The sequence below is a fragment of the Vallitalea longa genome, assembly GCF_027923465.1.
GTDB classification, from domain to species: Bacteria; Bacillota; Clostridia; order Lachnospirales; family Vallitaleaceae; genus Vallitalea; species Vallitalea longa.
Genome location: NZ_BRLB01000001.1, coordinates 209,634 through 222,913, shown reverse-complemented (window position 1 = coordinate 222,913; position 13,280 = coordinate 209,634). Strand labels below are relative to the sequence as shown.

10 protein-coding genes are annotated in these 13,280 nt (G+C 31.9%); all 10 read left to right on the top strand.

What is annotated here, in order from left to right:
* Nucleotides 1-73: 73 nt before the first annotated feature.
* The 10 genes from QMG30_RS00885 to QMG30_RS00840 all read left to right on the top strand — a co-directional run bounded on the left by QMG30_RS00885 (nt 74) and on the right by QMG30_RS00840 (nt 13,240).
* On the top strand, nt 74-631 hold the full coding sequence (locus QMG30_RS00885; RefSeq protein WP_281811248.1) for a hypothetical protein: 558 nt from the start codon (nt 74-76) through the stop codon (nt 629-631).
* Nucleotides 632-943: 312 nt separating this feature from the next.
* The gene (locus QMG30_RS00880; protein WP_281811246.1) at nt 944-1,756 is read left to right on the top strand and encodes a helix-turn-helix domain-containing protein; all 813 of its coding nucleotides are present in this window, start codon (nt 944-946) and stop codon (nt 1,754-1,756) included.
* A 416-nt stretch (nt 1,757-2,172) separates the two neighbouring features.
* Nucleotides 2,173-4,785, top strand: coding sequence for an outer membrane protein assembly factor BamB family protein (locus QMG30_RS00875; RefSeq protein ID WP_281811244.1), 2,613 nt, complete (start codon nt 2,173-2,175; stop codon nt 4,783-4,785).
* Nucleotides 4,786-5,456: 671 nt separating this feature from the next.
* A complete protein-coding gene (locus QMG30_RS00870; RefSeq protein WP_281811242.1) occupies nt 5,457-6,845 on the top strand; it encodes an ABC transporter substrate-binding protein in 1,389 nt (462 codons plus the stop codon).
* Nucleotides 6,846-6,905: 60 nt separating this feature from the next.
* Nucleotides 6,906-7,823 carry a carbohydrate ABC transporter permease gene (locus tag QMG30_RS00865; RefSeq protein ID WP_281811240.1) on the top strand — a complete coding sequence of 306 codons (918 nt, stop codon included), beginning with the start codon at nt 6,906-6,908 and terminating at the stop codon, nt 7,821-7,823.
* 12 nt (nt 7,824-7,835) lie between these two features.
* Complete coding sequence (locus tag QMG30_RS00860; protein WP_281811237.1) at nt 7,836-8,666, top strand: carbohydrate ABC transporter permease; 831 nt, start codon at nt 7,836-7,838, stop codon at nt 8,664-8,666.
* Between the two features lie 64 nt (nt 8,667-8,730).
* The gene (locus QMG30_RS00855; RefSeq protein WP_281811235.1) at nt 8,731-11,736 is read left to right on the top strand and encodes an alpha-mannosidase; all 3,006 of its coding nucleotides are present in this window, start codon (nt 8,731-8,733) and stop codon (nt 11,734-11,736) included.
* Between the two features lie 228 nt (nt 11,737-11,964).
* A complete protein-coding gene (locus QMG30_RS00850; protein ID WP_281811233.1) occupies nt 11,965-12,354 on the top strand; it encodes an ACT domain-containing protein in 390 nt (129 codons plus the stop codon).
* Between the two features lie 51 nt (nt 12,355-12,405).
* The gene (locus QMG30_RS00845; protein ID WP_281811230.1) at nt 12,406-13,062 is read left to right on the top strand and encodes a Dph6-related ATP pyrophosphatase; all 657 of its coding nucleotides are present in this window, start codon (nt 12,406-12,408) and stop codon (nt 13,060-13,062) included.
* Between the two features lie 52 nt (nt 13,063-13,114).
* A complete protein-coding gene (locus tag QMG30_RS00840) occupies nt 13,115-13,240 on the top strand; it encodes a hypothetical protein (RefSeq protein ID WP_281811228.1) in 126 nt (41 codons plus the stop codon).
* Nucleotides 13,241-13,280 lie beyond the last annotated feature (40 nt).

Sequence of the window (13,280 nt, the reverse complement as noted above, 5' to 3'; positions counted from 1 at the left end):
AGATGTTATAGTTTTGATGGATCAGCTTCATGATTAGAGATTATATAATTAATCTTCACAAAGGATGGTTATTATGAAAATAGAACGTGAAAACATTACTAAGGATATAAAGAAGTTAACGCTTATGGATATTGATATCGAAGATAATAAAGATGTGAATAAGTTGCTAACGGTATTAGAAAAACTTACAAGAGGTGATAAATATTACTTTGAATTCAGAAGGGAAGATGATGACTTCTTGACTGATGAAGAAATTATAAAGTATAGATATGAGATACCTGAATTTCTTCGATCAAATGGAAAATATCAAATTAAAGGATTTACTGATGAAAGACGTTTTGATAGTGTTGGCTGTTTGCCAATAGATGGACGTATTTATGGACGGATAATTAAATTCTGGAAATACTTCTATGCATTATTGTTCTTTAATCCAGTGGCTACTCTTGGTTGGGAAGAGTATGTAGAGATATGTGATAAAATCAAGCCTCAAGAGTATGGACTGGGAATCATACAGAAAAATTATGCGAGTTCAGTTTTCATAAAAGGACATGATGGCGATAACTTGATATTTGTCTATGGATCGAATTATGATGAAACTCTTGTAGATGAAATCATAGAAGATATAACTTAAATCCACGTTACATGATATCTTCTTTTAGTATTTATTCTACCTTGGAAAATTTTAACAAAAGCCTTAATTAAACCATAATACACTTGAGTGATGTGCTTTTAATGTAGTATAATATATAAGAAAGTATTTTACAATAATATGTATAAAAAAGTAAAAATTTAGGTATTTAATGTATTGCGGTTTAGTGATATTTAGCATAATATTCAGTGCAAAAATATAATATTTATACCTTATGTACTAAAGGTTAATCTATGTTAATAAGTTTGTCCAATTAAAGCATTAGGTTGCTTGCAGAAGGAGATGTTATCATATATGAAAAAAGAACAATATCATCAGATAGCAGATAGTTTAGGCCAATTCATTAATAATAAAATGACTTTAAGATTTTGTGATCGCTTTGATGGAAGAAGTTCGGTATGGAATTTTCAGAAGCATTCCCATAATTATTTTGAGTTGATATATTTTATTAATGGAAAAGCAAAAATTACAACTGACAGTGAAGAAGTTGTAATGGCATTATATGATATGATAGTATATCCGCAGGGATTAATGCATCAGGAGAGTCTGGATGTGAAGTATGAACATGAAGTCATATGTATAGGAGTTGAATTCGAGGGTAATCCTCAAATGGAAAGCTCTTTCCACTTACCAGATAGGACAGGAGAAATCAAATGGTTTCTTGAAAGAATCTACGAAGAAAAGAAAATGGCTAATAATCTTCATGAAGAATTAATAACATCATATATCAAATCGGTATTTTTATTGATGAGACGGTACTTTCTAAGTTATGATCCTGAAATAAGTGATGTGGTTTTGAAAACTACACTTTATATTCAAGAAAATTTCAAAGAAGATATAACCATGGATAGCATTTCACAGATATCATGTGTAAGTAAGTCATATCTATCAAGGTTATTCAAAAAAGAAACGGGTCTTACAGTTATGCAATATCTAAATTATTATAGAATTGAAAGGTCAAAAAGTTTAATTAAATTTTCCAAATATAATATTAGTGAGATTGGTAATATGGTTGGATTCAATGATCCTAAATATTTTTCTAGAATGTTTAAAAAAATAGTTGGTATTTCTCCTAAGAATTTTGAGAAACAGATTCTTGAGATATAGGAAATAAAGTACTATTCTAATAAATATGTGATTACCTAAAGATTATAGCATCTGATCTTAGGTAATCACATTATTTTTGCCATTTAATAATTATATTTGACCAAAGCGTGAAGATATAAATTAATATATTCTATTATTTTTATTAAAAATTAATATATAAAAGTTTATTTTATATAATATAAGTTGATATTATTAATATAAGATCAGTTCATTTTTATCAAATAGAAAAAGTTCTACTTTCTATTTTTATTGAAATTTATTCTGTTCTTTAGTTATAATACTGATGCTTTATATTTGTATAAATAAAAGCAACACCATTTAGTTCAGCTTTATCCACTTTATAAACAGAATTATAAGTTTGCATAGAACTTTGCTGATGTTAGAATGGTAGAGAATATTTTTTATGGAGGTATAAAATGAACAACTTTGTAAAATGTAATGATAGCGAAATAGATAAGATTAGAGAAGAAATAAAAACAGTAAAAACCAATAAAGAGAATTATCAGATAAGAGCATTCCTTATGAAGCTATGGGTATGCATGCTTCAACAACAAGGTGCTAATATGGAAGAATATCTGCATATCGACGAAGGTCTAAGATCACTTTCACCATGGAACTGTTTACCTTCTGAGGGAACAGAAATGATATTGACTGAAGAACAAGAAAAACAATTTTTCTCAATAGTAGATGAAGGATATGAAATACTGGATAATATACAAAACAATCTACCTGCGTATCAACCAGACATGACCAAGATACCATTTGAAAGTGGACCAAAAGAAGATATCGAATGGGCATTATATCATGGTAATGTACATCATACTGGTCATACTGGTGCTCATGGACCATCTGAAGGAGAACTGAATTTCAGAATTCCAGTTGGTTTGGGTTGGGAGTCACACCCAGTAGTAGAAGACGGAGTAATCTATGTATCTTCACCTGGTATGAGAAATATTTTATATGGTTATGATATCAATTCAGGAAAAGAAGTATTCAGAGCTAATCAGAGCACTAAAATAATGATGGACCAATTATATTGGACTCCTTGTAATTCATCAACTCCTAAGATTATCGATGACTATATATTGATAAGAGATATGGGAAGTAGAGGTAATTCAGGAGAAACGAAATATATAAGTTTCATAAATAAAAAAACTGGTAATATCGACAGAAAAATAGAAGCCAGTCATATAGATTATAGATATGGTTATGCACAATTTGATGCCAATGAAGAATTTGTCGTATATCCTCACGGTATTCATGATATTGAAGATACACCTCCAGTTAATCAACCTTTTAATACAATTGTTTGTAAGGAATTCAAGACTGGTGATGAAAGATGGTCATTCAATATCGGGGCTACTTTTTCAGAACCATTAATATATAAAGATGTAGTTATCGCTACTACAAGAGCAAGATACGTATATGCATTAAAATTAGATGGAAATTATTCACCAGCATCAGCAGAAAGAATCAAATGGCAATTCAAAGCATGTGGAGAAGTCAATAGACAGGTAACTGCATGTGATGGTAGAATCGTATTCGGAGATAACAAGGGATATGTTTATTGCTTAGATGCAAAGGACGGTTCTTTAATCTGGAGATATGAGACTGATGATAGAAGAGAAAATGTCTTCAGATATTTCGGCAATCCATTGGTTGAAGATGGAAAGGTTTATATACCTTGTGCCAACAGTAAGTTGTACTGCCTTGATTTATCAAAAGGTGAATTGATATATAGTGTAAAAGGTGAAGATTGGCTCAGATCAAAACCAGTCATCATTGATTCTAACGTATACTTCACTGATGTTTCAGGTAACTTGTACTGTGCAGATGGGAATGGAAATATATTGTTTGTAAAAAAAATAAGTACTCATCCAATCTATGGTGATTTGACTAAATATGAAGATAAAGTACTTATTAATGATTCTAGCTTATATATGCATGTATATGATAAAGATGGAAATAAAGTATTCAAGCAAAGCTTAATCGGTTGCTTCCAATCAGAAGATGGTAGCCGCATTCTAACAGAACAAATTGCTGGAGGAGCATATTATCAATCCAAGCCAACAGCAGCTGATGGTAAGCTATTCTTTGGAACACCTTCTAGATTCTTATTTGCAGTAGATGCAGAATCAGGAGAAACAATCTGGAAGAATGAAATAGGTGGAGCTATATCAGCAAGTCCTGTTTACTATAATGGAAAAATATATGTTGGACAGCAAGGTGGAGAAGATGAATACTATTGCTATGATGCCAAAACAGGAGATTTAATCTGGACTCAATCAATTGGTTGGGTATGGGGATCATGTAATGCAGATGAAGGAAGAATATATATTCCAGCAATAGATGGTTTTGTTAACTGTCTGGATGCAGATACCGGATATATTATATGGAGATACAGAACAGAGAGATCTACTTGTACAGAGCCGGTTATTGATGGTGAATTCGTATACTTCGGTGGTTGGGACCGTTACTTATACGCATTCAATAAAATTAGTGGTAAACTAATATGGAAATTCCAATTAAGTGGAGGTTCCGATTCTGGTGCACCTGTTGCATTTGAAGGTAAGATATATCTTCCTATAGGTGGAGACAAATTCAGATGCCTAGATGGAAAAACAGGTGAAGTGTTATGGGAATTCGGTAAGCCCGAAATGATATTTAATATTACAGCAGCATATCATGACGGTAAAGTATTCTTATCCGCATGGCATGGTCTAGGACTTGGCGGAATATGTTTGATTGCAATGATATATTGCTTGGATGCCAATACAGGTGAAATAATATGGAAACATGAAGGTGGAGGTTTGGCTGGTCCTGTTATAGGAGCAGATAGAAAAGTATATTTTGGATCTGTTTCAACACCATATATCTATTGTGTGGATGAAGACGGTAATGGAGATGGAACAACAACATGTTACTGGAGATTCAAGATGGAGAACAAGATAGAAGAGCCAACACCATGTATATATAGAAATAAATTATATGTATTGAGTTCAGATGGATATGTGTATTCCATAAAATAGATTATTTTAGTAATATTCTATATACAGCATTTTAAAACAATAATGTGATTACCTTAATCTTTTATAGGTAATCACATTATAATTAAAACTTCAATATTTCTATGAATATGTACAATATGTACATAGCTGTTCTTATAAAAATAATATAAATTGGATAAAATCTTATACAATAGTTCATTTTTGTCCACTTTATTTGTACGATTTTAAGTTTTCTTAAGAGTGTATTAGTGCTAAAATAATGAGACCAGAGAAAATTTGATTTATTATTATAAAATTATTTATTGGTCCAAGTTTTAGAATTTCATAATAATGTTTTAGGTATTCTATTTTAGAAGCATTTTTATACTTCTAAATACAGTAATGCGGAAAACGAATGAATAGCTTTATGAATGAAATCAAAAGTATCTTAAAAAGTGAAAAAAATTAAATTGATGTCAAAAACCATGAGCTGTATTTTAGAAAATGTAAAGATTATTGAAAAAATAAATCATTAATATTATTAGTGACATAAACAAAAATGTTGATATGATAGAAGATTTATTGTATGTGTGTTATTTATTGTATGTAATGTGTTTTGTATAACATTTCATAATAAAAGCTACTGGTAATATATTTTTATATTACTAGGGTCTTACTAAAATATTACTAGAATGTAAAAGAGGAGCGATTATATGTTTAGAAAAAGATTTATATCATTCGTATTAGTAGGAATTCTCATGGGAATGGTTTTCCTTACAGGATGTGGTTCAAACGATAATAAAGGAAACGATGATACAGCGAACAAAGAAACAAAAGAATTAACAATGTGGACATGGAAAGTTGCATACATTCCTGGATTTGAAAATGTTGCAAAAGAATATGAAGAAAAAACTGGTATCAAAGTTAATATTGAAAGCTTTACACCAGACGATACTTATAGACAAAAATTATTAGCTGCAGCTAATGGTGGTACTTTACCAGATGTTGTACACATATGGGCATCAGCAGGACAAGGAGTAGAGAACGCTCTAGTAGACCTTGCACCAAAAGTTGATTCATTCGAAAATGAATTCAAGAGCAACGCTTTTGATATTATAACTGTTAAAGAAGAACAGGTTAATGGATGGCAAAATGATAAAAACGCAAGTGAAGTTCTTAAAAGCTTAAAAGCTGGAGAAACTTACGGAATACCTCTTGACATGGGTGGATTCTTCACTTTCTACGGTAATAAAGAGATTATGGAAAAAGCTGGTTTAGAAGTGAAAGCTCCTGAAACTTGGGAAGAATTTATATCTATAATGGAAACAATCAAAGAAAAAACTGGTGTTGCACCATTAGCATATTCAGGTAAAATACCTGATATCTGGTATTCATTTGCTGGTTGTGCTCTTGAAGTAATGTTAAATGGTGAAGAAGGTTATCAAGGTTTACTTACAAGAACAGAGAAATTCAGTGATCCTCAACACTTAAAAGTACTTCAAGCATTTGAACAATTAGTTGAAAAAGATTTATTACTTCCTGGTGTATTAACTATGGATATTGATACAGCAGATCAACAATTTGCAGCTGGAAAAGCAGCATTCGATTTAGGTGGATCATTCACAATGTCAACATTACTTGCAATGGGAATGAATGAAGAAGATATATTTACATTCACTGTACCTGCAATTGAAGGTTCTAAATATCCAGAGTGGACTATGAACCCATTTACTTTAACAATGTTATCTGTTAGTAATCAATCAGACAAACAAGAAGAAGCATTAGATTTCATTAAATTCATGTCATCTAAAGAAGGCGCTATTCTATTTGCTAATAACGGATTCTCAATACCTGCTACAGATCTTGGTAGTGATATTGAGAAACTTGACCCAGCTCTAAGAAATATAGCTGAATCATTTACAGATGAACCTGCACCACTTTCAAGAGTTCCTGCATATCCTGATAATTTCTGGAATCATGCTGAATGGAGAGTACATGATACTATGATTCAGAAGATTGTTGCAGGTGAAGCTACTGCTGAAGAAGCGGCAAAAGCTATTGATGATGCAGCAGCAGCTGAGGAAGCAGCAGGAAATAAATAGAGTAATATTTGAATAGAGGACATTTAGATGTCCTCTATTAATAAGAAAAGAGGTGCTTAAGTGTTTAAGAAAAAGTTTACAAAGAAAATGGTCAGAGAAAATATTGTTGCATATACTTTTCTATTACCTGGTTTATTATTGTTTCTTACAGTAGGGCTGTACAGTGTAATTTTTTCAATCAGAATGAGTTTCTATAATTGGTCAGGAGTGGATTTCAGTACAGCGAGATTTGAAGGATTAAACAATTTCAAGAATATATTATTTGGAAGGAATCCTCAACAGACAATAGATTTTAGGAATGCTATATTTAATAATTTTAAAATAGCCTTTTTTAGTATAATCGTAATATTACCTTTAGCTCTAATTATTGCAGTTATGATACAAAGAACTAAAAAAGGAGGAGGAGTTCTAAGAACTATATATTTCATTCCTATGGTTGCATCAGGAGCTGCGATCTATTATGCGTGGCAAGGGCTATACGCTTCTGATGGAGTACTTAATAGTTTCCTTTCTAAGATTGGATTGGATTTTTTTGTGGTTAGAGATGGTATTTTAGGTAATCCCAAAACAGCATTGATAGGTGTAATAATAGTAGTTATCTGGACCTCATTACCAAGTACCATGATACTGTATTATGCTGGTCTTTCCAATATTAGTGAAAGTATTTATGAAGCAGCCAATATTGACGGAGCATCAAAATTCACTGTTATGTGGAAGATAACATGGCCATTATTGAAACCTATGACAGTAGTTGCGTTAATAAATGCACTTAACGCGTCATTCCAGATGTTCGATAATATATTTATTCTTACAGGTGGTGGACCTGCTAAAAGTACAGATGTAAGTGGTACCTTGCTCTATACTACAGCTTTTAGGGATTCACAGTATGGTAATGCCAGTGCTATGGGTTGGACGGTATTCATATTGACTCTTATATTATCACTCATAAGCCTAAAACGCATGAAAACTGATTATTAGTGAGGTGAAATAATGAAAAGAAAACTTTTGACAGGTATTAAATATTTATTTTTGTTACTTTACGCATTGACATGTTTATATCCTTTTATGTGGATGCTAGGTACTTCCTTAAAAACTCAACAGGAGTCATTACTTGATCCTATAAGCCTATTTCCTAAAGGTGGATTCCAATGGCATAATTATATAGATGTATGGGGAAAGATGGATTTCTTCAAGTACTTTATGAATAGTGTCATTATAAGTTTAGGAGTAGTTATTGGTGTTGTTATCATATATAGTATGGTAGGATTTGCGTTAGCCAGATTGAACTTTGTTGGTAAAAAAGTTATATTCTTTATGTATATATCTTTGATTCTAGTTCCTGGTATAACTGTATTGATTCCACTTTATATCAATATGACTAATTTAGGATTGGACAATAGTTACTTAGGAGTAATTTTACCGTTGATTAATGGTGGCGCTCCTTTTGCAGTATTCTTATTTACTAATTATTTCAAGTCCGTACCAAAATCGCTTTACGAAGCAGCTATTATAGATGGTTGTAATCCTTTCCAGATATATAGAAAAATATATTTTCCTTTGTCAATGCCAGCGATTGGAACTATTGCTGTTATGAACTTTATAGCATCTTGGAATGGAATACTTTGGCCAATGATCATTATAAACAATAAGAATATGTTTACATTACCAATGGCTATCATGTATCTGGATCAATCTGCATTTAAGCAATGGAATGTACTTATGGCAGGTTCAATGTTCTCTGTTATACCTGTAATCATAATCTTCATATTCTTACAGAAGTTCTATATACAAGGCTTGACATCAGGTTCTGTTAAAGGATAAAAAATAAAAGCAATTTGATTATTAGATAGGGAATATATAAAAAGATAGGAGTTGTATTAGTGCAATGGCGTTCTACAGTAAACAGAAAGACGCTCACATAAGTAGTGTTATAGAGAAAACTTATAAAGCAATGTATACAAAAGTAGCTGACTTAAATGTCGTTGGTTGGACAACACCGGAACCAGTTAAGTTTGAGGATAGGTATGAAGGTGAAAAGAAAGAACTATCCCTTGGTCAAACATGGGGACAACTATGGGATTGTGGTTGGTTCCATTTCACAGGAAAAGTACCTGCAATATGCAAAGGTAAAAAGACTGTCTTATTGATTGATGTCAATGGTGAGGGTTGCGTCTACGATGATAATGGTTGTCCCATGAGAGGTATAACCAATGTCAGTTCCTGGTTCAATTTTGAGAGAGGAAAGCCAGGAAAAAGAGTTGTGCAGTTTTTACACGAAGCTGAAGGAAATGAAAAAGTTGATATATGGATAGAAACAGGGTGTAATGATCTATTCGGTAATTACAGTAAAGAAGGAACTTTAGAAGAAGCTTCTGTCGCTATCTGTAATGAAGAAATTCGTAGTCTGTATTATGATTTTGAAGTATTATACAATTTGATGAATCAATTACCTGAAGATGATGCAAGGCACATGAGTATATTATATAGTTTACATGAAGCTACAAAAGTACTTAGAGACTATAACGAAGAAGAAGCTATAAAAGCTAGAAAGATACTGAAAGTAGAACTTGATAAAAAAGGTGGAGACCCATCACTGTCTATCAGTGCTATCGGTCATGCACACATAGATCTTGCATGGCTCTGGCCTATAAGAGAAACAATCCGTAAAGGTTCAAGAACTTTTTCCACAGTACTGGAAATGATGGAAAGATATCCAGACTATAAGTTTGGAGCTAGTCAACCTCAATTATATTTTTGGATGAAAGAACATTATCCAGCATTATATGAAAAAATAAAAGAAAGCGTTAAGAAAGATCGTTGGGAAGTTCAAGGCGCTATGTGGGTAGAACCAGATACTAATATCTCTGGCGGAGAAGCTCTTGTCAGACAAGTAGTATATGGAAAAAGATTTTTTAGAGATGAATTCGATAAAGATATGAAGATATTATGGCTTCCTGATGTATTTGGATATACGGGAGCATTACCTCAGATACTTAAAAAATCTGGTGTTGATTATTTTATGACTATTAAATTATCTTGGAGTGAGCATAATAAATTCCCTTATCATACATTTAATTGGAAAGGTATTGATGGAACGAAGATATTGACTCATATGCCTCCACAAGGTACATATAATAGTTCAGCAACGCCAAAAGCAATCAAGAATTCTGAAAAAGATTTTATGGAAAAAGGAATTAGTGATCGTTGTTTATTATTATATGGAATTGGAGATGGAGGAGGAGGTCCAGGAGCAGAACATTTAGAGAGACTTGATAGAATGAAAAACCTAAATGGACTTGTTCCCGTAGAACAAGAATTCGCTCTGGATTTCTTCCATAGAATAGATAAAGATTGTTCCAAGTACAACACTTGGGATGGTGAGTTGTATCTAGAAAAACATCAAGGTACATTGACATCACAAGCAGCTAACAAGAAATGTAATAGAAAAATGGAAATAATGCTAAGAGAATTAGAATTCGCATCAATGTTAGCAAGCATCAATAATGATTATGTTTATCCACAAGAAGAGATTGAAAAGATATGGAAAGAAGTGCTTCTATATCAATTCCATGATATTCTGCCAGGTTCATCAATCAAGCGTGTATATGATGAAAGTGTGGCAAGATATAAGATTCTATCTGAAGAAACAAGAAAAATGACTGAAAAGGCTTATTCAGCACTTGCAGAGAAGATTGGTTCAGACGATATTAAGAATCCTTATATCATTTTCAATTCCCTTTCATGGAAACGTAATGAATGGATCAATCTTGACGGTGAATGGAAACATATATCTGTTCCTGCTATGGGATATGTTGTAGTAGATAAAGGTCAAAGCAATGTAGACCAAAATGGTTTAGTGGCTACAGACAATACTCTTGAAAATGAATTAATAAAAGTAGAATTTGCAGCAGATGGAACAGTAAGTTCTATATTCGATAAAGAAAATAATAGAGAAGTGATACCAGAAGGTATGAAAGGCAATAAGCTTTCTGTTTATGACGATGATGGAGATGCCTGGGATTTCAATATCACTTATGATCAAAAATCACCAGTTGAATTTGTATTACAATCAAGCAAATCATATGTAGACGGACCTAGAGCTATTATCAAGCAAACCTATAAATACGGTGAATCAGAATTAGTACAAGATATTGTATTGACAAAAGACAGTCGTAGAATAGATTTTAATACTAAGGTTGAATGGAAAGAACGCAATAAAATGTTGAGAACATCCATACCAGTTGATGTACACACAAGTGAAGCTGTTTGTGACATTCAGTTTGGTACAATTAATCGTCCTTGCCATAGAAATACTAGCTGGGACGCTGCAAAACACGAAATATGTGCTCACAAATGGGTAGACCTGTCACAGAGAGACTATGGAGTTGCATTGATGAATGATTGTAAATACGGGTATAAAGTAATGGATAACACCATTGACCTGAATTTACTAAGAAGCTCCGAGTTTCCAGGTGTTAATGCTGATTATGGAACTCATAATTTCACATATTCAATTTATCCTCATAAGGGAGATCATGTTACAGGAGAAGTAGCTAAGGAAGCTTATGAATTGAATATTCCATTAAATAGCATGAAAGGCACTAAAAATGATGTTGAACTACCACAAGAGAAAGCATTTATTCAGATAGATAATGAAAATGTAATAATAGAAGCAATCAAAAAAGCAGAAGATGATAATAGTCTGATCGTCAGATTATACGAAAACAGTAATTCTACATCTAATGCGAAGATACATTTTGGCTTCAATGTCAAGTCAGTTCAATTAGTTGATATAATGGAAGAAAATCCAAATGATCTATCAATTGATGGAGGAACTGTAAACCTTATATTTAAACCTTTTGAGATTCATACATTAAAAGTTGAGATATAATTAAGATATTCATATTATAAGGCGTTTCATTAAATTCATATAAAACATAGATATAAAGGATTAACCGTTAATGTAGATATAATTATGTCGGTACATTAATGGTTATTTTTTTAGTTACTGATAAATCAATTGTTAGTATTTCCTAAAATTAATTTCAATAATTAAGAAGGAATGGTATAATTTAATATATTTTAATTTCTATATAACTATCTAGAAAGGAAAGAAAAAATGGTTGAAAAAAAATTATCTTTAAAATTGTTGAAAGAAAAATATGTAGTCTGTCGATTGAATGAAAACGATAAAATTCCTAATTGGATAATGAAAAGTGACTTTTTTTCAATAACAAGAACACTAGATGAATTATCTATCGTGTGTAATCAAGAGAATATACCTGATGACATAATATGTGAAAAAGATTGGAGAATATTGAAGATAGAAGGACCTTTGGATTTTTCTTTAATTGGAATTCTTGCTTCGATTAGTACAATATTGGCAAGAAAAAAAATAAGTATATTTGCTATATCAACTTATGATACTGATTATATTCTAATTAAAGATAAAGACATTAATAATGCTATAGAAACATTAGTTAATGATAATTATGAAGTTATAAAGTAAACAGCTATCAGTACTATAATCAAGAAAAGATAATTAAAGGAGAGTGTACAAATGGATAAGAATTGTTTTGTGTCATGGAGTGGAGGAAAAGATTCATGTCTTGCTTTATATAAAGCCAAAGAAATGGGATATAATCCTAAGAGATTATTCACTATGTTCAGTATGGAGAACAATATCAGTTCTGCCCATAGATTGAAAGAACAAATAATTAAGGCTCAAGCTTCTGCAATGGGAATTGAGCATACCGTAGGAAAAGCAAAGTTTGATGATTATGAAGAAATATTTGTAGATAATCTTAAGATGTTCAGGCAACAAGGCATTGATTATGGAATATTCGGTGATATTGATATAGATGATCACAAGAAATGGGAAGATGAAGTTTGCAAAAAAGCTTCCATGGAATCGTTTTTACCACTATGGCAAATGGATAGAAGAGAAATAGTACAAGAGTTTTTGAACCTGGGTTTCAAGGCAAAAATCATAGTAGTTAATACAACAATGCTTAATGCCAGATTTTTGGGACAAGACTTGAGCTACTCGTTATTGGATGAGATTGAAGCATATGGTGCGGATGCTTGCGGTGAGAATGGAGAATATCATACAGTGGTGTATGATGGTCCTATATTCCATAAGCCTGTACAATTAAAATATAATGATGAAATTATACCTGTTAGTGACAAATGGGCTCAGATTGAAGTAAAGAGATAATGATATCTATTATACATACTAAATAAAGGTGGAGATTAGAACATCCAGTATTATGACTTCATATAATCCGATAAATGGTGTATGGGCGGCTTCTAATTATGATTTGAATACAACCCCATATGAAGACGTGAATGGGGATATGGAATTGGTAAGAAAAAGAGTACAGCTATGGAAATAATAAAAAATTAAGGGCATCTCACCTTAGATGTTCATCTATT